This is a genomic window from Kitasatospora sp. Xyl93 (assembly GCF_055383135.1).
In genome coordinates this window covers 7,197,439-7,218,233 of sequence record NZ_AP029185.1, presented here as the reverse complement: position 1 = coordinate 7,218,233, position 20,795 = coordinate 7,197,439, and the positions used below count along the sequence as shown (strand labels likewise).

The window sequence follows — 20,795 nt, the reverse complement described above, 5'->3', positions numbered from 1 at the left end:
CCATGACCACGCAGTCCCCACGGATCGTCAGCGTCCACGAGGCACCGGAGAACCGCCGCCACGGCGCCGAGCTGCGCACCATGCTCACCCCGACCAGCTGCGGCGCGACCAGCGGCTTCATGGGCCTGGCGATCGTCAAGCCCGGCGAGCGGATCGGCGAGCACTACCACCCGTACTCCGAGGAGTTCGTGTTCGTCGTCTGCGGCGACCTGGAGGTGGACCTGGACGGGAAGCCCCATCCGCTCAAGCCGGACCAGGGCCTGATGATCCCGATCAACATGCGCCACCGCTTCCGCAACGTCGGCGACACCGAGGCCCGGATGGTCTTCCACCTCGGCCCGCTCGCCCCGCGCCCCGACCTCGGGCACGTGAGCACCGAGGGGACCGCGGCGTCCGGGCCGCCGGAACACGCCAAGGTGGGCTCGTGACCCGGCGCGTCGCCGTCACCGGGATCGGTGTGGTCGCACCCGGCGGGGTCGGCGTCCCGGCGTTCTGGGACCTGCTGACGGCCGGCCGCACCGCGACCCGGGGCATCACGCTCTTCGACCCCACCGGGTTCCGCTCCCGGATCGCCGCCGAGGTCGACTTCGACCCGGCGGCCCACGGGCTGGGCCCGGAGGACGTCCAACGGGCGGACCGCTACGTGCAGTTCGCGATGGTCGCGGCCGACGAGGCGATCGCCGACGCCGGGCTGGACCTGGCCGCCGAAGACCCGTGGCGGATCGCCGTCTCGCTCGGCACCGCCGTCGGCGGCACCACCCGGCTGGAGCATGACTACGCCCTGGTGAGCGCCGGCGGAGCCCGCTGGGACGTGGACCACCGGCAGGCCGAGCCGCAGCTGCACCGGGCCTTCGCGCCCAGCACGCTGGCCTCCGCGGTGGCCGAGCGGACCGGCGCCCACGGCCCGGTGCAGACCGTCTCCACCGGCTGCACCTCCGGCCTGGACGCGATCGGCTACGGCTTCCAGGCGGTCGAGGACGGACGCGCCGACATCTGCGTCGCCGGCGCCTCCGACTCCCCGATCTCGCCCATCACCGTCGCCTGCTTCGACGCCATCAAGGCCACCAGCGAGCGCAACGACGACCCCGCGCACGCCTCCCGCCCCTTCGACGCCGACCGGGACGGCTTCGTGCTCGGCGAGGGCGGCGCCGTCCTGGTGCTGGAGGAGCTGGAGCACGCCCGCCGCCGCGGCGCCCGGATCTACGGCGAGATCGGCGGCTTCGCCACCTTCGGCAACGCCTACCACATGACCGGCCTCACCAAGGAGGGGCTGGAGATGTCCCGGGCGATCGACCACGCGCTCGACCACGCCCGGGTGGACCGCACCGAGGTGGACTACGTCAACGCGCACGGCTCCGGCACCAAGCAGAACGACCGGCACGAGACCGCCGCGGTCAAGCGCTCGCTGGGCGAGCACGCCTTCAGGACGCCGATGAGCTCGATCAAGTCGATGGTCGGGCACTCGCTCGGCGCGATCGGCGCCATCGAGGTCGTCGCCTGCACCCTGGCACTCGCCCACGGCGTCGTGCCGCCGACCGCCAACTACGAGACTCCGGACCCGGAGTGCGACCTCGACTACGTGCCGCGTACCGCGCGTGAGCTGCCGCTGAGCCACATCCTCTCGGTCGGCAGCGGATTCGGCGGATTCCAGTCCGCCGTCGTGCTCAACAGAACGGGGTGAGTTCCATGACGTCACGTCAGCAGGGCCGCCGGGCGGTGGTCACCGGCCTCGGCGTGGTGGCGCCGAACGGGGTCGGGGCCGACGCCTTCTGGAAGGCCACCAGGCAGGGCGTGAGCGTCCTCGACCGGATCTCCCGCGAGGGCTGCACCGGGCTGCCGCTCCGGATCGCGGGCCAGGTGAACGGGTTCGAACCGCAGTCGGCGATCGACAACCGCTTCCTGGTGCAGACCGACCGCTTCACGCACTACGCGATGGCCGCCGCCGACCTGGCGGTGGCGGACGCCGGGTTCCAGCCCGACCCGGACCAGCCCTACTCGGTCGGCGTGGTGACCGCGGCCGGCTCCGGCGGCGGCGAGTTCGGCCAGCGCGAACTCCAGCAACTCTGGGGCCAGGGGCCGCGGTTCGTCGGCCCGTACCAGTCCATCGCCTGGTTCTACGCGGCCAGCACCGGCCAGATCTCGATCCGCGGCGGCTACAAGGGCCCCTGCGGGGTGGTCGCCAGCGACGAGGCCGGCGGGCTGGACGCCCTCGCGCACGCCGCCCGGACGATCGAGCGCGGCACCGACGCGGTGGTGGTCGGCGCCGCCGAGGCCCCGCTGGCGCCGTACTCGATGGTCTGCCAGCTCGGCTACCCCGAGCTCAGCCTGGCCGGGCAGGCCGAGCGGGCGTACCTGCCGTTCACCGCACAGGCCTGCGGCTTCTCGCCCGCCGAGGGCGGCGCGATGCTGCTGCTGGAGGACGAGCAGGCGGCCCGCCTGCGCGGCGCCCGCGTCCGGGCGCGGCTGGCCGGCCACGGCGCCACCTTCACCGGAGCCTCCCGCTGGGCGGAGTCCCGGGAGGGGATGGCGGCCGCGATCCGGATCGCGCTGGACGAGGCCCGCATCGCGCCCGAGGAGATCGACGTGGTCTTCGCGGACGCCCTGGGGGTGCCGGCCGCCGACCGGGCGGAGGCCCTGGCGCTGGCCGACGCGCTCGGCCCGTACGCCGAGCGGGTCCCGGTCACCGCACCCAAGTCCGGTACGGGGCGGGCCTACTGCGGCGCCCCGATGCTCGACGTGACCGCGGCCGTACTCGCCATGGAGGACGGCGTGCTGCCGCCCACCCCGAACGTCACCGAGGTCTGCCACGACCTCGCCCTGGTGACCGACCGCGCCCGCCCGGCCGAGCTGAACACCGCGCTGGTGGTCAGCCGCGGACTGATGGGCTCCAACTCCGCGCTGGTGGTCCGGCGCGCGCGGCCCTGAACCACTCCGTCACACCATCGAAGGGACACACCCCGTGAGCAACACCCTCAGCTATCCGGAACTCGCCGAGCTGCTCCAGGCCCGGGCCGGGGTCACCGTCGACCCGGGCGACCTGGCACGGCCGGGAGCGGAGTTCGACGCGTTCGGCATCGACTCGCTCGGCCTGCTCGGCGTGGTCGGCGAGCTGGAGAACCGGCACAGCCTCAAGGTCACCTCGGGCGCCGAGTCGGCCAAGACCCCCGCCGAGTTCCTGGAACTGGTCAACTCCTCCCTCGCCACGAAGGCTGGTGCCTGAGATGCCCGGACACACCGACAACGAGATCGTCATCGCCGCTCCGCTCGACCTGGTCTGGGAGATGACCAACGACCTGGAGAACTGGCCGCAGCTGTTCAGCGAGTACGCCTCGGTGGAGGTGCTGGACCGGCAGGGCGACCTCGTCCGGTTCCGGCTCACCATGCACCCGGACGACGACGGCCAGGTGTGGAGCTGGGTCTCCGAGCGGGAGACCGACCGGGACGCGCTCGCGGTGCGCGCCCGCCGGGTGGAGCCCGGCCCGTTCGAGTTCATGGAGATCCGCTGGGAGTACGCGGAGGTGCCGGCCGGCACGAAGATGCGCTGGATCCAGGACTTCGCGATGAAGCCGACCGCCCCGGTCGACGACGAGGGCATGACCGGCCACATCAACCGCAACTCGAAGATCCAGATGCAGCTGATCCGGGAGAAGGTCGAGAAGCGGGCGGCGGAGCTGTGACCGGCGCGCACCGGGCGCTGATCGTCGCCCGGATGAAGCCCGAGGCCGCGCCGGACATCGCCGAGGTGTTCGCCGAGTCCGACCGGGGCGAACTGCCCCACCTGATCGGCGTCACCGGCCGCAGCCTCTTCCAGTTCGGCGACGTCTACCTGCACCTGATCGAGGCCGACCGCCCGCCGGGCCCGGCCGTCGCCAAGGTCGTCGGGCACCCGGAGTTCCGGACCGTCAGCGACCGCCTGACCGCCTACGTCCAGGCGTACGACCCGGCCACCTGGCGGGAGCCCAAGGACGCGATGGCGCGGGAGTTCTACCGCTGGGAGCGCTGACCCCGCGTCCCGAAGAGCCCGCCCCCGGCCGTGTGCCGGGGGCGGGCCGACGCATGCCCGGCCGGGCCCGGGCGCGCTGCGGGTGCGCCCGGGCCCGGCCGGCGCGGGCGCACCCGCAGCGGGCCCCCGGCTCGGATTCACCCGGATCCACCGGCCGGTCGGGTGAACACACCCGGGACTCCACCCGAAGGGCGCACACTGCGCACCGGAGCTGCCACGCTCCGGTGGCAGGCGACCGCACGGTGGATGACGGTGGATCAGGCGCACCCCCCGCGAGTCCCCTTGTCCGGCACCGTGCCGGCAGTCGCGGTCCTGCGCGCCGGAAGGATCATCCTCATGCGTTCTGCACGCACGCTGCTCGCCGGGGCGGCCGTCGCCGCCGTCCTGACCGTCGGTACCCCCATGGCCTTCGCCGACGGTGCCGCCGACCAGGGTAAGAACCTGACCTGGCAGGAGAAGCAGGACAAGCCCGAGACGAAGCCCTCCGACAGCTCCAAGGCCACCGACGACAAGAAGGTCGGTGCCGCCTCCGAGGAGCACAAGGGCACCGACGAGCACTACAAGGGCACCGACGACCACAAGAGCACCGACGAGCACAAGGCCACCGACGACCACAAGGCCGTCGAAGCCAAGGGCGAGGACCACAAGACCCCGCACGGCGGCGTGCACACCGGTGGCGGCGGTCTGGCGGTGACCGGCGGCGGGCTCGCCTCCGGCGCGGTGCTGCTGCTCGGCGGCCTCGGGGCGGGCGCGTACGCCCTGCGCCGCAGCCGCCGCGCCTCCGGCGCGGTCGCCTGACGGCAGGCCCTGCCAGGGCGTGCCCGACAGGGCACCCTGCTTCCGCCGCCTCCGGGCGTCCTCCCCGCACGGGGCGGGCGCGCCGGGGGCGGCGGTCCGTCGCGGAACCGGTTGAGCGGAGGACAGGAATGACGGGCGGTCCCGCCTCTGGAAGGCCCCGGCTGCTGCGCGCGGGGATGGGCGCGGCAGCGGTCGGGCTGCTGCTGATCTACAACTCGGTGGACACCGGGTCGGACGCGGACGCGGAGGACGGCAAGTCCGCTCCCCCGGCGGCCGCCGGACCGACCGTCCCCGGGCCGTCGGGTGCCGCCACCAAGGCCCCGGCCGCCGGCCCGCAGGCGCCGGTGCTCAAGCGCGCCAAGCCGACCCGGCTGCGGATCCCGCAGATCGCCGTGGACGCGCCGTTCACCGAACTGGGGCTCGGTCCGACCGGCCAGCTCGACGCGCCGCCGCCGGACGAGAAGAACCTGGTCGGCTGGTACCGGGACGGCGTCACCCCGGGCGAGCGCGGCAGCGCCGTCCTGGCCGGCCACGTGGACACCTCCAAGGGCCCGGCGGTGTTCCTGCTGCTGAGCTTCCTGCTGCCGGGCAACAAGATCGAGGTGAGCCGCGCGGACGGCACGGTCGCGGTGTTCTCGGTGGACTCGGTGGAGACCTTCGCCAAGGACGCCTTCCCCGACGCGAAGGTCTACGGCAGGACCCCCGACGCCCAGCTGCGGCTGATCACCTGCGGCGGCACGTACGACAAGAAGAAGCGGGACTACCTCGACAACGTGGTGGTCTTCGCCCACCTGGAGTCCTCGCACCCCGGCTGAGCCGGTCCGGCCGCCGTGCACACGACCGCCGGCCCCCGAGTGTCGGGGGCCGGCGGTCGTGTGCGGGGCGGCGGTGGCTCAGCCGCTCACGGTGGCCTCGAAGGCGTGCAGGTAGGGGTTGACCGGGCGGACCGCGGTGACGGTCAGCCCGGCCTCCGCCATCAGCCCGACCATGCTCTCCTCGGAGTGCTTGGCGCCGCCGACGTTGAGCATCAGCATCAGGTCCATGGCGGTGGTGAACCGCATCGAGGGGCTGTTGTCGACCAGGTTCTCCACCACCACGACCCGGGCGCCGGAGCCGGCCGCCTTCACCACGTTGGCGAGGGTGCGGCGGGTGCTGTCGTCGTCCCACTCCAGGATGTTCTTGATGATGTAGAGGTCGGCGCGGACCGGGATCTCCACCCGGCAGTCGCCCGGCACCAGGCTGGCCCGGGCGGAGAAGGCGCCGCCGGGCTGGAGCCGGGGGTCGGCGCCGGCCACCACCTTGGGCAGGTCGAGCAGGGTGCCGTGCAGTGCCGGGTGCCGCTCCAGCAGGCTGGCCAGCACGTGGCCCTGGCCGCCGCCGATGTCCGCCACCGAGTCGATGCCGGTGAGGTCCAGGTACTCGGCGAAGTCCTCGGCGGACTGCCGGCTGGAGGTGGTCATCGCCTTGTCGAAGACCTTCGCCGAGTCGCCCCCGTCGCTGTGCAGGTAGTCGAAGAACTCCTTGCCGAACAGCTCGGGGAAGACGTTGCGGCCGGAGCGGACCGCCTCGTCCAGCTTCGGCCAGGCCTCCCAGGTCCACGGCTCGGTGCACCAGAGGGAGATGTAGCGCAGCGAGTTGGGCGCGTCCTCGCGCAGCAGCCGGGACATCTCGGTGTGCTCGAAGCGGTCGTCGCCGCTCTCCGCGAAGATCCCGTAGCAGGCGAGGGCGCGCAGCAGGCGGCGCAGCTGGCGGGGCTCGGTGTCGAGTGCGACGGCGAGGTCGGTGACGGCGGTCGGGGTGTCGCCGAGCACGTCGGCGACACCGAGCCGGGCGGCCGCGCGGACGGCGGCGGCGCAGGCGGCGCCGAAGACGAGCTCGCGCAGGCGCATCGCGGCCTGGGGGCTGGTGTGGGCGGGGGCGGTGGTCATGGCGGGGCTCCTCGGATCCATGGGAGTGCCTGGGGCGGCGGGCGGCGAGGGGGTGCCGGGGCTCAGCAGCGGCCGGCCGGCTCGGAGCGCTCGCAGGTGTTGCGGGCGAAGGTGTTGTCGGCGCCGGGGTCGCGGTCGGCGAGGTCGGCGGGGCCGTTGCCGCTCAGCTGGTTGCCGGTGATCACGGCACGGGCGTTGGAGACGCCGACCACGCTCCGGAAGAGGACGATGCCACCGGAGAACTCCGAGGTGCCCGTGTTGTCGCGGACCTCGTTGTCCGTCACCCGGGTGTCCTCGGTGCCGGTGAGCACGATGCCGGCGCCCTGGATGGCCCCCAGCCGCGGGTTGGCCGCGCAGAACTTGTTGTTGCCGATGACGGTGTTGTGCCGGACGTCGAGGTTCCCGGCGCGGGGCACGCCCTCGTCGCCGACCACGAAGACGCCGGCGCAGTTCCCGATGATCCCGTTGTCCTGGACGGCCAGCCCGCGCAGCCGGCGGACGGTGACGCCGACGCGGTTGCCGGTCAGCACGTTGCCCTCGACCACGGTGCCGCCGGTGTCGGGCGAGCCGCCCTCGCGGTAGGCGTAGTTGGCGAGGAAGACGCCGGACTGGCCGTTGTCGGTCGAGCGGTTGCCGCGGATGGTGGCCCGGGTGGACATCTCCTGGCTGATGCCCTGCTGGGCGTTGTCGTGGACGTAGGTGCCGCTGACGGTCAGGCCGGTGGTGCCGCTGGCGTCGATGCCGTTCTTGCGGAAGCCGGTGACGGCGAGGCTGTCGATGGTCACGTCGGACAGCGGCTGCTCCTCGGTGCCGACCACGCAGAGGCCGTGTCCGGCGGCACCGCAGGCGTTCTCGGTGCCGTCCCCGGGGACGATCACGCTGTCCGCGCCGGAGCCGCGCAGGGTGAGGCCGGGGGTGGTGATGCGGACGCTGCCCCGGTAGGTGCCGGGGAGCAGTTGGACGGTGTCGCCCGGTCTGGCGGCGTCGACGGCCTGCTGGATCGACTGGCCGGGGTGGACGAAGTGCGGGGAGGTGCCGATGTCGGCGCGGGCCGCGGGGGCGGCGGCCAGCGCGGTGAGGGCGGTGGTCAATGCGGTGGCGGCGGCGGTGGCCGCGGCGAGGTGGTGGACCCGTCGCGTGGGCATGAGTGGTGACCTGTTTCTTTCGGCGCGCGTGGCGTTCCTGCTGGTGTGGTGGCCTTCCGCACGGTCCGGCGGCGTGGGCTGACGCGCTGTGCGCGGGCGGTGACGGCCGGTGGGTGCGGCCGTGTCGACGGTATGGGCGGCCAGGTGGGCCCGCCACCAGGGCTGGGCTGCGGGGCTGACGGGGTGTCGGCCGGAGGTGGGACGGCCCGGCGTGGCGCGCGGTCGTGGGCGGTCGGGTGTGGCCGGCGAGCGGGGGGAGGGTGACGGGTGGGGCGGAGCGACGGGTGGGGCGGGGCGTCGGTCCCCGGCGGGTACGGCGACGCGCCCGGCTGCGGAGGGCGGTCGGGCGCGTCGGGTGGTGGCGGATGCGTCGGGCGTGACGGGTGTGACGGGTGCGTCGGGTCCGTCGAGCGGTCGGGCTCGGCGGCCCGGGGTCAGGCCGCGGCCCGGGCCTGCGGCCCGAGGCGGACGGGCAGCGCGGCGAGGTGCCAGGCGGCCGGGTTCGGGCCGCGCTCGACGGCTTCCGGGCCGACCGCGAGGGCCAGCCCCGGGTACGTCCGCAGCAGGGTGTCGAAGGCGACCACCGCCTCCTGGTGCGCCAGCACCGCACCCAGGCAGCGGTGGGTGCCGTGGCCGAAGCCCAGGTGCGCCTCGTGGTGCCCGGCGCGGTCCGGCGCGCTCGCCCGGCAGACGTCCAGGCGCTCGGGATCGGCGTACGCCCGCGGGTCGTGGTTGGCGCCGGCGAGGATCGGCATCACCGCCTCGCCCTTGCGGACCAGCGTGCCGGCCAGGACGAGGTCCTCCGTCGCGTACCGCGGCACCCCGCCGATGGTCGGGCCGCACCAGCGCATCAGCTCGTCGACGGCGGCGGGCAGCAGGCCCCGGTCGGCCCGGACCATCGCCAGCTGCTCGGGGTGGGCGAGCAGCGCGGCCGTTCCGTTGCCGATCAGGGTGGCGGTGGTCTCGTGGCCGGCCACGATCAGGTTGAGGATCAGCGAGATGCTCTCCACCGGGTCGATGGTGTCGCCCTCCGCCGCGGCCAGCCGGGAGAGCAGGTCGTCGGCCGGTTCGGCCCGGCGGCGCTCGACCAGTTCCCGGGCGGCGGCCACCATGGCGCGCAGCGCCTCGTCCAGCCCGGGCCCGGCGCCCCGGCCGAGGTAGGAGCTCCAGCGGCGCCACCGCGGGCGGTCGGACTCGGGGATGCCGAGCAGTTCGCAGATCACCGTGACGGGCAGCGGGTAGGCGAAGTGCGCGACCAGGTCGACCACGCCGTCCGGGCCGGCGTGCTCGGGCAGCGCCCGGGCGTACTCCTCGGCGAGCCGTTCGATCCGGGGCCGCAGCCGTTCCACGGCGCCGGTCGTGAAGGCGGGGTGGACCAGCCCGCGCATCCGGCGGTGCCGGGCGCCGTCCGCGCCGAAGACCCCGGCGCGCAGGTACTTCGCGCACTCGGGCGGCATGCCGCGGGCGCGCCAGACCTGCTCGGTGCGGTGCGCGGGGGCGGAAGCGGGGGCGGTGCGGTCGGCGAGGGCGGGGCTCTCCGCGGCGGTGGGGCCGGCGACGGCGTTCACGTCGTTGACGAAGCGCGGGTCGGACAGCACGGTGCGGACGTCCTGGTACCGGACGGCGATCCAGAACGGCTCCACGCCGGGGATGCCGGCGCGGGCGAGCGGGGCGCGCTCGCGCAGGTCGGCGAAGGCGGTGAAGGGGTCGCGGATCAGGTGGTCGGCACGCAGGTCGACGGTCTCGGCCGGTTCGGCGGTGGTCACGGCTGCCTCCTCAGGAGTCGCGGAGTCCATCTGGTCACGGATCGTGACGGAGGGGCGGAGCGCGGTCCCCGGTTTCCGGGCCGGATTCACTCGATCGAGCACGGCGGTACGTTTCGTCCCGACGTGGCACGTCGGGCATCGGGCCCCGGGGGCCTCCGGGGCTCCCGGACCGGCCCGCCCGACGCCGGGGGCCGGTCGCGTGGCATGCTCGGGGCCATGAGCACCGTCCCCGTACCGCCCGCCGCCGCCCGCCGCAACCCGATCGGCGCCCACGTCCCGGTGGCCGGTCGCGGACTGGCCGGCACCGGCCTGGCGTACGCGGACCGGGTCGGCGCGGAGACGGTGCAGGTGTTCGTGGCCAACCCGCGCGGCTGGGCCACTCCCCCGGGCAACCCGGCCCAGGACGAGGCGTTCCGCACCGCCTGCGCCGAACGGCGCATCCCGGCCTGGGTGCACGCCCCGTACCTGATCAACTTCGGCTCGGACAACCCGGCCACCCGGGAGCACTCGGCCGACTCGCTGCGGCACTCGCTGCGCCGCGGCCACGCCATCGGCGCGCTCGGCGTCGTCCTGCACACCGGCTCGGCGGTCGGCACCGCGCCCGGCGGCGGTTCGCGCCGGGCCGAGGCGATGGCGCAGGTCCGGGCGGACGTCCGGCCGCTGCTGGAGGAGCTGGACCGGCTGGGCGACGACGCGCCCTGGCTGCTGCTGGAGCCGACGGCGGGCCAGGGCAGCTCGCTCTGCTCGCGGCTGGAGGAGCTGGCCGAGTACGTGGAGGCGCTGGACCACCACCCGAAGGTGGGAGTCTGCCTGGACACCTGCCACGCCTTCGCCGCCGGACACGACCTGGCGGAGCCGGGCGGGGTGACGGCCGCACTGGACGCCCTGGCCGCCGCGGCCGGTCCGGGCCGGCTGCGGTTGATCCACGCCAACGACTCCGAGGACGTCGTCGGCGCCCGCAAGGACCGGCACGCCAACATCGGCGCCGGGATGATCGGCGCCGAGCCGTTCCGCGAGCTGTTCGAGCACCCGGAGACGGCCGGGGTACCGCTGGTGGTGGAGACCCCGGACCGCAAGCACGGCGGGGACGGCACCGGGCACGCGACGGACATCGCGGTGCTGAAGGAGCTGCGGGCCCGGGCTGCGCTCCGGGGCCTCGCGGCCCGGGCGGCGAAGCCCCGGGAGCCGGTGGCCGCCGGACAGGCGTGAGCCCGGAGACCGACGGACGGCCTCCGGGCCCGGAGGGTGCGGGGATCAGCAGCCGCAGTCGCTCTCGCCGTGCTCGGCGTAGTTGAACCAGGTGGCGTGCGGGCCGAACAGGCCGACGCCCGCCGTGCCGGACTCCAGGCTCTGCCCCTCCGACTGCGTCGGAGCGAAGCCGCCCGCCATGGCCGAGGTCGGGACCGCCACCACGGCACCGGCCACGGCGACGATCACGGCGAGCTTGCGGATCTTCCCACGAAGCGACATCTGATGTCCTTTTGGTTCGTCTCTGGTCCTCACCCGCGCCCCCGACCGGCCGGTTCGACCGCCCGACGGGCCGGGCGGCGCCCCACCGGGGAGGCGCCGCGCCAACGTTGGCACACGAACGCGCGGCTTCGGGCGCACGCCGCAACCGGGCTGAGGCATTCGGGTGAGGCAACTCCCCCGGCCGGACGAATCCGGGCGTACCTCTGCGAATCCGGTCGAACAGCCGACGGGGGGTGCCGGACGAGTGCCCGTCGAGCCCCTCCGCGACCGCAAGTATTGCGGCGAGGGGCCGGGCGAACTGAACAAATCCCGTCGATTTGGTGCAAGGTGCCGCCCAGTCCGAGCATGAACGGTCGCTCCACGGCGCTCCACCGAGCGCGAGCAGCAGCAGGAGCAACAGGAGCAGCACCACGAAAGGCGCACCACCCTCATGCAGACCAGTCCCGCCGCACCCCGGCAGGCGACCCGACCGAGCGGCCCGGAGACCCCGGGGCCGGCCGGCTCCCCGTCGGACGGCCCGGCGCCGACCGGCCCGACGCCTCGGCAGACCGGCCCGGCACCGCGGCAGACCGGCCGCCGCTTCGGGCTGGTGACCGCCACCGCCCTGGTCATGGGCAACATCATCGGCGGCGGCATCTTCATGATCCCGGCCGCGGTCGCCCCGTTCGGCACCGTCAGCCTGGCCGCCTTCGCGGTGCTCACCGTGGGCGCGATCGCGCTGGCGCTGGTCTTCGGACAGCTGGCCCGCCGCAGCCCGCGCACCGGCGGACCGTACGTCTACGCCCGCGAGGCCTTCGGGGACTTCGCCGGCTTCCTGTCCGCCTGGTCGTACTGGATCACCACCTGGGTCAGCAACGCCGCGCTGGCCGTGGCCGCCGTCGGGTACCTGGACGTGCTGCTGCCGCTGCACCACTCCGTTCCCCTGGAGATCACCGCCGCGCTGGCCATCCAGTGGCTGCCGGCGCTGGCCAACCTGGCCGGCACCCGCTACGTCGGGGTGGTCCAACTCGTCTCCACCGTGCTGAAGTTCGTCCCGCTGCTGCTGGTCTCGGTGGGCGGCCTGTTCTTCTTCGACCCGGAGAACCTCGGCCCCTTCGACGCCGACGGCCGGGGCTGGGCGGGCGGCATGACCGCCGCCGCGGCGATCCTGCTGTTCAGCTACCTGGGCGTGGAGTCGGCCGCGATGAGCGCCGGCAAGGTCCGCGACCCGGAGCGCAACGTCGGCCGGGCCAGCGTGCTCGGCACCACCGGTGCGGCGGTGGTCTACCTGCTGGGCACGATCGCGGTGTTCGGCACCGTGGCGCACCAGCAGCTCGTCCACTCCAGCGCGCCGTTCTCGGACGCCGTGGACGCCATGTTCGGCGGCACCTGGGGCGGCACGGCGATCGCCGTCGCCGCGCTGGTCTCGATGACCGGCGCCCTCAACGGCTGGACCCTGCTCTCCGCCCAGGCCCCGTACGCGGCCGCCAGGGACGGCCTGTTCCCGGCCTCCTTCGGCAAGGAGCGGCGCGGGGTGCCGACCTTCGGCGTGCTGGTCAGCGTGGCGCTGGCCTCGGTGCTGACCGTGCTCAACTTCGCCAGCGGCGCGAAGGGCGCCTTCGACACGCTGGTGCTGGTCACCACCTTCACCGCCACCGTGCCGTACCTGCTGTCCACCGCCGCCCAGCTGTACTGGCTGGTGCGCGGGGCCGGCGAGAAGGTCGACCGCGGACGGCTGGTGCGGGACGCCGTCCTCGGCCTCGGCGCCTTCGCCTTCTCGCTCTGGCTGCTCGCCGGGGCCGGCTACGCCGCCGTCTACCAGGGCGTCCTGTTCCTGTTCGCGGGCATCCTGGTCTACGTCTGGATGGCGGGCCGCCGCCGCGACTGAACTCCCCGGCGGCAGCCGGAAACCGGACACACCACCCCGAACCTCCGTGACGCGCGCCGGACTTGTCCGGTGCACGTCCGATGTGCACGAGGATTTCACTTCCCGCATCTACCCGCGTAGGTGACCGGATCGCCACACTGGCGCACGCAATTCAGCAGTTCTTCCGATCTGATGATGGAGCGTCCGCCATGGCCCCCACCGCACCCGCGCGCCGGTTCCTGTCCTCCATACCGGCTGCCGCCGCCCTCGCCGCCGTGACCGTGTTCACGGCCGGCACCCCCGCCCAGGCCGCCCTGCCGACCCCGATCTCCGCGGCCACCGCCCGCAGCTACCTCGCCGCGATGCCCGCCACCGCGGAGACCCACGGCGACACCTACGACCGCACGCTGTTCCCGTCCTGGATCACCATCAGCGGCACCTGTGACACCCGCGAGTGGATCGTCAAGCGGGACGGCAGCAACGTCGTCACCGACACCTCCTGCAAGGCCACCAGCGGCAGCTGGTCCTCGCCGTACGACGGCGCGACGACCACCACCGCCTCCTCCTTCGACGTCGACCACCTGGTGCCGCTCTCCGAGGCCTGGGCCTCCGGCGCCTGGTCCTGGACCAGCGCCAGGCGCCAGGCCTTCGCCAACGACGTCACCCGCCCCCAGCTGCTGCTGGTCTCGGCCACCAGCAACCGGTCCAAGGGCGACCGCGACCCGGCCGAGTGGCTCCCCCAGGCCTCCTACCGCTGCACCTACGCCCGCGCCTGGGTGCAGGTGAAGCAGTACTACGGCCTGGACGTGGACAGCGCCGAGAAGAGCGCGCTCAGCGGCATCCTCGACAACTGCTGAACCCGACCGGCCCCGCGGCCCGGCGCCCACCCCGCGCCGGGCCGCGGGGCCGTCCACGCCGGGCCGGGCGCAGGGCCGCGGGGCCACCGGGCCGGGCCGTAGGGCTGCGGGTCGTCCCACGCCGGACTGTAGGGCCGCGGGGCCACCGGGCCGCGCACATCGGACCGGTCAGGCGGCCGGCTCCGCCCAGTCGGTCGTGTCCGCCGGGAAGGCGACCGGGTAGGCCTCCGCGAAGTCGGCCGAGCGGGCCACCTCGCGCCACCTGGTGTCCTCCGCCAGGAGCCGCCGGTCCATGGCGATCGAGCCCTCGGCGGCGTTGACCCCGAGCGGCAGGTGGTGCGGAACGTCGCGCCGCTTGGCCACCCGGACCAGGATCTCGGCGGCGCGGACCGGGTCGCCCGCCGTGCCGTCGCCGCCCTGCCGCAGCCGCCGGTTCACGGCGCCGACCGTCTCCCGGTAGGCCTCCGGGACCTCGTGGACGACCATCGAGGAGCCGGCCCAGTCCGTACGGAAGCCGCTGGGTTCGACCACCAGCACCCGTACGCCGAACGGCGCTGTCTCGGCGCGCAGCACCCGGCTGAACCCGTCGATGGCGAACTTCGCCGCCTGGTACGAGGCGATGCCCGGGGAGCCGCCGACCCGCCCGCCCATCGAGGAGAACTGCACGACCAGCCCGCCCTTCTGCTCGCGCAGGATCGGGAGCGCGGCCTTGGTGACGTGGTAGACGCCCCAGAAGTTGGTCTCGAACTGGGCGCGGAAGTCGGCGTCCTCGGTGGTCTCGATCGGCGAGACGTTGGCGTAGCCGGCGTTGTTCACCAGCACGTCGATCCGGCCGAAGGCGGCGCGCGCCTCGGCGAGGGCGGCGCGGGCGGCCGCCGGGTCCGTGACGTCCAGCGCGACCGGGCGGATCCGGTCGCCGAACTCCTCGACGAGGTCGGCGAGTTGCTCGGGCCTCCGGGCGGTCGCGGCCACCCGGTCACCGGCTTCGAGTGCGACGCGCACGAGGGCGCGGCCGAAGCCGCGCGAGCTGCCGGTGATGAACCAGGTCTGTTCGCTGTCCTGCTGCATGCTCTGCTCCATGCCGCTAGTAAAACACCGTTGCGTTATTAGCGCAACGCCGTTGCGGTATTACGGCAACGGCGTTGCCCTACCATGGGCTGGTGGAAGACGCATCGGAGTTCCAGCGCGCACGGTCGCCCGAGGCCAAGCGCCGGCGCGAGACCGCGATCCTGGCGGCGGCCCGGTCGCTCGGAGCCGAGCGGGGCATCAGGGACGTCACCCTGACCGACATCGCCGCCGCGGTGGGGATGCACAAGTCGGCGCTGCTGCGGTACTTCGAGACCCGCGAGGAGATCTTCCTGCGGCTGACCGCCGAGGGCTGGGCGGAGTGGTCGGACGCCCTCACCGCACGGCTGCGGGAGAGCACGGAGCCGGGCCCGGCCGCCGTGGCCCGGGCGTTCGCCGCCACCCTCGCGGCCCGCGGGATGTTCTGCGACCTGCTCGCCCACGCCCCGCTCAACCTCGAACGCAACGTCTCGCTCGACGCGGTGCGCGACTTCAAACTCGCCACGCTCGCCGCCCGCGAACCGATCAGCGCGGCCGTCCGCGAACGACTGCCCGCCCTCGACGAGCAGGACGTCGTCGACCTGATCGCCACCGCCGTCTCACTGGCCGGGGCCATGTGGCAGATCGCGAACCCGGGCGCCGAGGTCGCCGCCCTCTACCGCGGCGACCCCCGGCTGGCCCACGCCGTCATCGAGGTCGAACCCCGGCTCGCCCGCATCCTGACCGCCACCCTCACCGGGCTGGCCGCCGGACGGAGCCGGCCGCAGGCCTGAACCGGCCACGCCGGACACGCCCGCTCCGGTGCACCCGGATGGATCATCTGACGTGCCGCACAAGGGATTTGACCCTACGGTGCGGCCAGGGGGTCAACCGAGCGGAAGGCTGTTTCTGGCATGGCTGGGAAATTCGAGCTGTACGTGGACGAGGGCGGCATGCACCGGTTCCGGCTCAAGGCGAGCAACGGGGCGATCGTGGTGACCGGCGACCCGCAGGAGAGCAAGGACGACTGCCTGAAGAGCATCGAGTCGATCCGCAAGCTCGCGCCGTACGCGGAGCTCAAGGAGACCGCCGGATCGGTGTGACGGGACGCGTTCCGGGACGCGGGTCGGTGGTGCGAATCGCCGACCCGCGTTCGCCTGTACGACAGATCCCTTTGGCCGGGAGCACGCCGGGCGTGGACAGAACTCCGGCATGCGCGTCGTCATCGTCACCGAATCCTTCCCGCCCGAGGTCAACGGAGTCGCCCACAGCGTGCTGCGGACGGCCGAGCATCTGGTCCGCCGGGGCCACCGGCCCCTTGTCGTCACCCCCGCACCGGCGCGGGGCACCGCGTGCCCGCCGGAGACCTTCGGAAACGCCGGGGCGGACGGGATTCCCGTGGTGCGGATCCCGTCGGTGCCGCTGCCGGGGTACCCGCAGGTGCGGATCGCGCTGCCCAGCCGGCAGCTGGCCGCCGCGATCGCCGGACACCGGCCGGACGTCGTCCACCTGGCCAGCCCGTTCGTGCTCGGCGCGCGCGGGATGCAGGTCGCGGCCCGGCTCGGGGTGCCCGCCGTCGCCGTCTACCAGACCGACCTGGCCGGGTACGCGCACGCCTACCGCGCCGGGAGGGGACTCGGGGAGGCCGCCGCCTGGCGGCGGATCCGGGCCGTGCACCGGGCGGCCGCCCGTACCCTGGCGCCCTCCACCCCCGCCGCCCAGGACCTGACCGCGCACGGGGTGCCGCGGGTGCAACTGTGGCCGCGCGGGGTGGACTCGGTGCGGTTCCACCCCCGGCACCGGGACGAGGCGCTGCACCGGGCGCTCGCCCCGGGCGGGGAGGTGCTGGTCGGATACGTCGGACGGCTGGCGCCGGAGAAGCGGGTCGACCTGCTGGCCGCGGCCTCGGCGCTGCCCGGCGTCCGGGTGGTGGTCGTCGGCGACGGCCCCTCGGCCCCCGGGCTGAAGGCCTCGATGCCGGGCGCGGTGTTCCTCGGCCGGCGCACCGGTGACGAACTGGCGCGCTGCTTCGCCACCCTGGACGTCTTCGTGCACACCGGGCCGCTGGAGACCTTCTGCCAGACCATCCAGGAGGCGATGGCCAGCGGTGTGCCGGTGGTCGGCCCGGCGGCGGGCGGCCCCCTGGACCTGGTCGCCCACCACCGCACCGGGCTGCTGGTGCCGCCCCGCGACGGCGCGGCGGTGGCCAGGGCGGTCGCGGACCTGGCCGCCGACCCCGCGCGGCGCGCCAGGTACGGGCGGGCCGGGCGGGCCGAGGTCACCGCGCGCACCTGGGAGGCGGTCGGGGACCAGCTGCTGCGGCACTACGCCGAGGTGCTGGCGGAGCACCGCGGGCTGGCGCTGCCGCCGGCCGCCCCGGCGGCGGTCGAGCCGGTGGCACCCGCCCTGCCGGAGGAGCTGCCGGCATGACCTCCGTTCCCGACGGTGGGGCGCCGGTGGTGGGCGCGGCTGCGGCGCGCGGCGGGGCGCCGGCGATCGGCGCGGCTCCGAGGACCGGTGGCGCGTCGGCGGGCGGCGGGCCTTCGGCGGGCGACGGGGCTCTGACGATCGTGCGGCTCGCCAACTTCGTCACCCCGGTCTCCGGCGGCCTGCGCACCGCGCTGCGCCACCTGGGCGCCGGGTACCTGGCGGCCGGGCACCGCCCGGTGCTGATCGTCCCCGGGGACCGGCGCTCCGAGGAGGAGACCGAGCAGGGCCTGGTGGTCACGCTGCCCGGCCCGGTGCTGCCGGCCAGTGGCGGCTACCGGCTGCTCACCGACCGGCGGGCGGTGGCCGCGGAGCTGACCAGGCTCTCCCCCGACCGGCTGGAGGTGTCCGACCGCACCACGCTGCGCTGGACCGGTGCCTGGGCGCGGCGGCACGGGGTGCGCTCGGTGATGGTCTCGCACGAGAGCGCCACCGGGGTGCTGCGCGCCCGGGGCCTGCCCGGCCCGCTGGCGGCCGCGGCGGCCGACCGGCTCAACGCGGCCACGGCCCGCGCCTACGACTCGGTGCTCTGCACCACCGACTGGGCGGCGGCGGAGTTCCGGCGGATCGGCACCCCGAACCTGGTCCGGGCCCCGCTGGGGGTGGACCTGAACGCGATGCGCAGGCTGCGGCCCGCCGAACGGGCCGCCGAGCGGGCCCGGTACGCCGCCCCGGAGGAGACCCTGCTGGTGCTCTGCTCGCGGCTCTCGGCGGAGAAGCGGCCCGAGCGGGCGATCGAGGCGCTGGCCGTCCTGCGGGCCCGCCGGCGACCCGCCGTCCTGGTGGTGGCCGGAACCGGCCCGCTGCGGGAGCGGCTGGCGGCCCGGGCCGCCCGGCTGCGCCTGCCGGTGCGCTTCCTCGGGCACCTGGGCGGGCGGGCGGAGCTGGCCCGGCTGCTGGGCTGCGCGGACGTGGTGCTCGCGCCCGGACCGGTGGAGACCTTCGGGCTCGCCGCGCTGGAGGCGCTGGCCTGCGGGACCCCGGTCGCGGTCAGCCGCTCCTCCGCGCTGCCCGGGCTGGTCGGGCCCGCCGGGGTGGCGGCCGTCGACACGGGCAACGGATTCGCCTCCGCCGTACGGCGGTTGCTGGACCGGCCGGAGGAGCCGCGGCGGGCCGCCGCCCGGGCGCGGGCCGAGCGGTACGGCTGGCCGGCCGCGGTGGCGGCGTTCCTGGCGGCGCACGGCGTACGCGACGACGAGGCGGTGGACGGGGGTCGGGATGAGCATGCTGGAAGCCGGGCGTGACCGGGCGGCCGAGCAGAGCCCTGCGGCGGGCGAGCTGCTGCGCTTCGTCGCGCTCGGGGACTCGCTGACGGAGGGGGTCGGGGACCAGGTCGGCGAGGGCCGGCGCGGCTGGGCCGCCGTCCTGGCCCACGCACTGGCGCCCGACGGGCGGGACGTCGAGTTCACCAACCTGGCGTACAGCGGGGCGCTCACCACTGATCTGACGCACTGTCAGCTCCCGGCGGCGCTGGCACTGCGGCCCCGGCTGGCGGCCGTCGTGGTCGGCGGCAACGACACCCTGCGGTCGGGCTTCGACATCCGGCGCACCACGCTGGAGCTGGACGCCACCATGGGCGAACTGTCCGGCCACGGCGCCAGGTTGCTGACCGCCTGCCTGCCCGACCCGGGCAGCCTGCTCCGGCTCCCGGCGCCGCTCGCCCGTCCGCTGGCCCGCCGGATGCGGGCGGTCAACACCGTGGTGCACGCGCTCGCCGAACGCCACCGGGCGGTGCACCTGCACATCGCCGAGCTGCCCTGGCTCGCGGAGCGCCGACTGCTGAGCGTGGACCGCCTGCACCCCAGCGCCGAGGGCCACCACCTGATCGCCCGGCGGTTCCACGAGCTGCTCACCGAGGCCGGCTATGCCCTCGGCCCGCCCCCGGCCGCGGCTCCCGCCGAACCCCCGCCGGGCCCGGCCGCCGACCTCTGGTGGATGGCCACCCGGGGCACCCGCTGGCTCGCCGCCCGCAGCACCGACCTGCTGCCGGGCCTGCTCGCCCTGGCGGCCGCGGAGGGCGTCGCCCGGCTGCGCGGCGGGAGCGCCCGGCACGACGAGCAGCTGGCGCGTGCGGCGGCGCAGGCACTGGCCTCGCTGGGGTGAGGCGGCGGCGGGCCGGCGGGTCCGTCGGTGCTGCCCGTCCCCGATCGTCGGAATCGGAGGTGCCTCCGGGTGGGAACCATCCGGGTGGCCCGGGTGGTCGTGTCCGGGGAGACGTGACGGAGGGAGCCGGGGTGGAGAGCGCGGGCAGGGACGGTCGGGAGGTCATGGCGGCGGCGGGGGTGCTGTTCCCGGACGGGGCGGGGCGGGTGCTGGTGGTCCGGCTGCCGTACGACCGGAAGCATCCGGTGGCGATCCCGGGCGGCGGGTGGGAGCCGGTGGACCGGTCGCCCCGGGAGACCGCCCTGCGGGAGATCCGCGAGGAGCTGGGCTTCACGCCGCGGCTGGGGCCGCTGGCCGGCGTGGACTGGGCGCTGCTGCGCCACGGCGACCTGCCGATCGTCGTGTACCTGTACTGGGCCGAGCCGCTGACGCCGGAGCAGGCGGCGGCGTTCCGGCCGGACGCGGCGGAGATCGGCGGCTGGACCTGGCTGACGGCGGAACAGGCCGGGCACGCGCTGCCGCCGCGGCTGTCGCGCCGGGTGACGGCCTGCCTGCTGGCGCCGCGCGACGCCGGACCGCTGGAGCTGGAGGACAGCCGGCCGGTCGGGCACACGCTCGGACGACTGCCCGCCGACGCTCCGGTGCCGGAGTACGCCGGACTGGCCGCGGCACCGGGGCTGACGCCGTCGGCCGAGGAGCCTGCGGAGCCGCCGATGGACCGGGAGACGTACTACGCCACCCGGCCGCGGATCCGGGCGAAGGCGCGGGCGTTGTTCACCGACGCCGCCGGCCGGGTCCTGCTGGTACGGCTGCGGCCGTGGGACGGGCCGCGCGGGCAGGAGCCGTACTGGACGCTGCCGGGCGGCGGGGTCGAGGCGGACCGGGAGATGCCCCGGGCGGCGGCCCGGCGGGAGGTCCGCGAGGAGCTCGGCTGGGAGGTCGAGCCGGGGCCGCTGCTGGTGCTGGACTGGCAGCCGGGTGCGGCGGCCGACTCTGAGGCGGACCCGGCGACCGGCCGGGACACCGCCGTCCTGGTGTACGTGTTCGACGGGGGCACCGTGACGGAGCGGGCGCTCGGCTCGATCGTGCTGCCGGAGGAGGAGCTGGTGGAGTGGCGGCTCTGCGAGCCGGCCGAGGCGCGGGCGCTGCTCACCGGCCCGTCCTGGGACCGTACGGCCGCCGCACTGGCCGCCCGGGGACGGGCGGGCGGGCCGGTCGAGCTGGTGCGCGGGCGGGCCGTCGGACCGGACCGGGCGCAGGGCCTGCGGCCGGGCCTGTCACAGGGCCTCGCGGAGGGCCTGTCGCAGGGGTGAGACCCGCTGGACGGAGCCCGGCGGGGGCCTGGGCC

Annotated in this window: 22 protein-coding genes; 17 read left to right on the top strand and 5 right to left on the bottom strand. The window is 75.1% G+C overall.

Features of this window, described 5'->3' with window-relative positions:
• Window positions 1–2: 2 nt before the first annotated feature.
• The 8 genes from ACZ5GH_RS31340 to ACZ5GH_RS31305 all read left to right on the top strand — a co-directional run bounded on the left by ACZ5GH_RS31340 (window position 3) and on the right by ACZ5GH_RS31305 (window position 5,616).
• Complete coding sequence (locus ACZ5GH_RS31340) at window positions 3–428, top strand: cupin domain-containing protein (RefSeq protein WP_387759150.1); 426 nt, start codon at window positions 3–5, stop codon at window positions 426–428.
• Window positions 425–1,681 carry a beta-ketoacyl-[acyl-carrier-protein] synthase family protein gene (locus ACZ5GH_RS31335; RefSeq protein WP_464335958.1) on the top strand — a complete coding sequence of 419 codons (1,257 nt, stop codon included), beginning with the start codon at window positions 425–427 and terminating at the stop codon, window positions 1,679–1,681. Before ACZ5GH_RS31340 ends, ACZ5GH_RS31335 begins: the two co-directional genes overlap by 4 nt.
• 5 nt (window positions 1,682–1,686) lie before the next feature.
• On the top strand, window positions 1,687–2,925 hold the full coding sequence (locus ACZ5GH_RS31330; protein ID WP_401115818.1) for a beta-ketoacyl synthase N-terminal-like domain-containing protein: 1,239 nt from the start codon (window positions 1,687–1,689) through the stop codon (window positions 2,923–2,925).
• Window positions 2,926–2,959: 34 nt separating this feature from the next.
• Window positions 2,960–3,220, top strand: coding sequence for an acyl carrier protein (locus tag ACZ5GH_RS31325; protein ID WP_387759145.1), 261 nt, complete (start codon window positions 2,960–2,962; stop codon window positions 3,218–3,220).
• Window position 3,221: 1 nt separating this feature from the next.
• Window positions 3,222–3,677: an SRPBCC family protein gene (locus tag ACZ5GH_RS31320; protein WP_464335957.1), complete on the top strand. Its 456-nt coding sequence runs from the start codon at window positions 3,222–3,224 to the stop codon at window positions 3,675–3,677.
• Window positions 3,674–4,003: a TcmI family type II polyketide cyclase gene (locus ACZ5GH_RS31315; protein ID WP_387759141.1), complete on the top strand. Its 330-nt coding sequence runs from the start codon at window positions 3,674–3,676 to the stop codon at window positions 4,001–4,003. Before ACZ5GH_RS31320 ends, ACZ5GH_RS31315 begins: the two co-directional genes overlap by 4 nt.
• 336 nt (window positions 4,004–4,339) lie before the next feature.
• Window positions 4,340–4,801 (top strand): hypothetical protein, encoded by a 462-nt coding sequence (locus ACZ5GH_RS31310; protein ID WP_387760610.1) that lies wholly within the window; start codon window positions 4,340–4,342, stop codon window positions 4,799–4,801.
• 128 nt (window positions 4,802–4,929) lie between these two features.
• Window positions 4,930–5,616 carry a class F sortase gene (locus ACZ5GH_RS31305; protein ID WP_387760609.1) on the top strand — a complete coding sequence of 229 codons (687 nt, stop codon included), beginning with the start codon at window positions 4,930–4,932 and terminating at the stop codon, window positions 5,614–5,616.
• 78 nt (window positions 5,617–5,694) lie between these two features.
• Here ACZ5GH_RS31305 and ACZ5GH_RS31300 read toward each other — a convergent pair whose 3' ends face one another.
• From ACZ5GH_RS31300 to ACZ5GH_RS31290, 3 genes are all read right to left on the bottom strand, one after another.
• A complete protein-coding gene (locus ACZ5GH_RS31300; RefSeq protein ID WP_387760608.1) occupies window positions 5,695–6,729 on the bottom strand; it encodes a methyltransferase in 1,035 nt (344 codons plus the stop codon).
• Window positions 6,730–6,791: 62 nt separating this feature from the next.
• Complete coding sequence (locus tag ACZ5GH_RS31295) at window positions 6,792–7,874, bottom strand: right-handed parallel beta-helix repeat-containing protein (protein ID WP_387760607.1); 1,083 nt, start codon at window positions 7,872–7,874, stop codon at window positions 6,792–6,794.
• A 434-nt stretch (window positions 7,875–8,308) separates the two neighbouring features.
• The gene (locus ACZ5GH_RS31290; protein WP_464335956.1) at window positions 8,309–9,640 is read right to left on the bottom strand and encodes a cytochrome P450 family protein; all 1,332 of its coding nucleotides are present in this window, start codon (window positions 9,638–9,640) and stop codon (window positions 8,309–8,311) included.
• A 216-nt stretch (window positions 9,641–9,856) separates the two neighbouring features.
• Here ACZ5GH_RS31290 and ACZ5GH_RS31285 point away from each other — a divergent pair, with 216 nt between their 5' ends.
• Window positions 9,857–10,849 (top strand): deoxyribonuclease IV, encoded by a 993-nt coding sequence (locus ACZ5GH_RS31285; RefSeq protein WP_464335955.1) that lies wholly within the window; start codon window positions 9,857–9,859, stop codon window positions 10,847–10,849.
• 45 nt (window positions 10,850–10,894) lie between these two features.
• Here the strand turns inward: ACZ5GH_RS31285 and ACZ5GH_RS31280 are convergent, their stop codons facing one another.
• Complete coding sequence (locus tag ACZ5GH_RS31280) at window positions 10,895–11,110, bottom strand: hypothetical protein (protein WP_387760604.1); 216 nt, start codon at window positions 11,108–11,110, stop codon at window positions 10,895–10,897.
• 430 nt (window positions 11,111–11,540) lie between these two features.
• On the opposite strand from ACZ5GH_RS31280, the gene ACZ5GH_RS31275 reads away from it, so the two are divergent.
• The gene (locus ACZ5GH_RS31275; RefSeq protein WP_387760603.1) at window positions 11,541–12,977 is read left to right on the top strand and encodes an amino acid permease; all 1,437 of its coding nucleotides are present in this window, start codon (window positions 11,541–11,543) and stop codon (window positions 12,975–12,977) included.
• 188 nt (window positions 12,978–13,165) lie between these two features.
• Entirely contained in the window at window positions 13,166–13,813 is a 648-nt protein-coding gene (locus ACZ5GH_RS31270; protein ID WP_464335954.1) for an HNH endonuclease family protein, read from the top strand.
• A 168-nt stretch (window positions 13,814–13,981) separates the two neighbouring features.
• Here ACZ5GH_RS31270 and ACZ5GH_RS31265 read toward each other — a convergent pair whose 3' ends face one another.
• Window positions 13,982–14,893, bottom strand: coding sequence for an SDR family NAD(P)-dependent oxidoreductase (locus ACZ5GH_RS31265; protein ID WP_464335953.1), 912 nt, complete (start codon window positions 14,891–14,893; stop codon window positions 13,982–13,984).
• Between the two features lie 77 nt (window positions 14,894–14,970).
• Between ACZ5GH_RS31265 and ACZ5GH_RS31260 the strand changes: the two genes are divergently transcribed.
• The 6 genes from ACZ5GH_RS31260 (at window position 14,971) to ACZ5GH_RS31235 (ending at window position 20,760) form a co-directional block, all read left to right on the top strand.
• The gene (locus ACZ5GH_RS31260) at window positions 14,971–15,651 is read left to right on the top strand and encodes a TetR/AcrR family transcriptional regulator (protein ID WP_387760613.1); all 681 of its coding nucleotides are present in this window, start codon (window positions 14,971–14,973) and stop codon (window positions 15,649–15,651) included.
• Between the two features lie 120 nt (window positions 15,652–15,771).
• Entirely contained in the window at window positions 15,772–15,960 is a 189-nt protein-coding gene (locus ACZ5GH_RS31255; protein ID WP_224283924.1) for a YegP family protein, read from the top strand.
• 109 nt (window positions 15,961–16,069) lie between these two features.
• The gene (locus ACZ5GH_RS31250; RefSeq protein WP_387760600.1) at window positions 16,070–17,287 is read left to right on the top strand and encodes a glycosyltransferase family 4 protein; all 1,218 of its coding nucleotides are present in this window, start codon (window positions 16,070–16,072) and stop codon (window positions 17,285–17,287) included.
• Window positions 17,284–18,588 (top strand): glycosyltransferase, encoded by a 1,305-nt coding sequence (locus ACZ5GH_RS31245; protein ID WP_464335952.1) that lies wholly within the window; start codon window positions 17,284–17,286, stop codon window positions 18,586–18,588. The genes ACZ5GH_RS31250 and ACZ5GH_RS31245 overlap by 4 nt, the downstream gene beginning before the upstream one ends.
• Entirely contained in the window at window positions 18,563–19,447 is an 885-nt protein-coding gene (locus ACZ5GH_RS31240; RefSeq protein ID WP_387760598.1) for an SGNH/GDSL hydrolase family protein, read from the top strand. Before ACZ5GH_RS31245 ends, ACZ5GH_RS31240 begins: the two co-directional genes overlap by 26 nt.
• Before the next feature lie 113 nt (window positions 19,448–19,560).
• Complete coding sequence (locus tag ACZ5GH_RS31235; RefSeq protein ID WP_464335951.1) at window positions 19,561–20,760, top strand: NUDIX hydrolase; 1,200 nt, start codon at window positions 19,561–19,563, stop codon at window positions 20,758–20,760.
• The last annotated feature ends 35 nt before the right edge of the window (window positions 20,761–20,795 follow it).

Coding starts and splice junctions, on each gene's coding strand:
- ACZ5GH_RS31340 (WP_387759150.1), top strand. CDS start 3: ATGACCACGCAGTCCCCACGGATCGTCAGCGTCCACGAGGCACCGGAG.
- ACZ5GH_RS31330 (WP_401115818.1), top strand. CDS start 1,687: ATGACGTCACGTCAGCAGGGCCGCCGGGCGGTGGTCACCGGCCTCGGC.
- ACZ5GH_RS31320 (WP_464335957.1), top strand. CDS start 3,222: ATGCCCGGACACACCGACAACGAGATCGTCATCGCCGCTCCGCTCGAC.
- ACZ5GH_RS31310 (WP_387760610.1), top strand. CDS start 4,340: ATGCGTTCTGCACGCACGCTGCTCGCCGGGGCGGCCGTCGCCGCCGTC.
- ACZ5GH_RS31305 (WP_387760609.1), top strand. CDS start 4,930: ATGACGGGCGGTCCCGCCTCTGGAAGGCCCCGGCTGCTGCGCGCGGGG.
- ACZ5GH_RS31300 (WP_387760608.1), bottom strand. CDS start 6,729: ATGACCACCGCCCCCGCCCACACCAGCCCCCAGGCCGCGATGCGCCTG.
- ACZ5GH_RS31295 (WP_387760607.1), bottom strand. CDS start 7,874: ATGCCCACGCGACGGGTCCACCACCTCGCCGCGGCCACCGCCGCCGCC.
- ACZ5GH_RS31285 (WP_464335955.1), top strand. CDS start 9,857: ATGAGCACCGTCCCCGTACCGCCCGCCGCCGCCCGCCGCAACCCGATC.
- ACZ5GH_RS31280 (WP_387760604.1), bottom strand. CDS start 11,110: ATGTCGCTTCGTGGGAAGATCCGCAAGCTCGCCGTGATCGTCGCCGTG.
- ACZ5GH_RS31275 (WP_387760603.1), top strand. CDS start 11,541: ATGCAGACCAGTCCCGCCGCACCCCGGCAGGCGACCCGACCGAGCGGC.
- ACZ5GH_RS31270 (WP_464335954.1), top strand. CDS start 13,166: ATGGCCCCCACCGCACCCGCGCGCCGGTTCCTGTCCTCCATACCGGCT.
- ACZ5GH_RS31265 (WP_464335953.1), bottom strand. CDS start 14,893: ATGGAGCAGAGCATGCAGCAGGACAGCGAACAGACCTGGTTCATCACC.
- ACZ5GH_RS31255 (WP_224283924.1), top strand. CDS start 15,772: ATGGCTGGGAAATTCGAGCTGTACGTGGACGAGGGCGGCATGCACCGG.
- ACZ5GH_RS31250 (WP_387760600.1), top strand. CDS start 16,070: ATGCGCGTCGTCATCGTCACCGAATCCTTCCCGCCCGAGGTCAACGGA.
- ACZ5GH_RS31245 (WP_464335952.1), top strand. CDS start 17,284: ATGACCTCCGTTCCCGACGGTGGGGCGCCGGTGGTGGGCGCGGCTGCG.
- ACZ5GH_RS31240 (WP_387760598.1), top strand. CDS start 18,563: ATGAGCATGCTGGAAGCCGGGCGTGACCGGGCGGCCGAGCAGAGCCCT.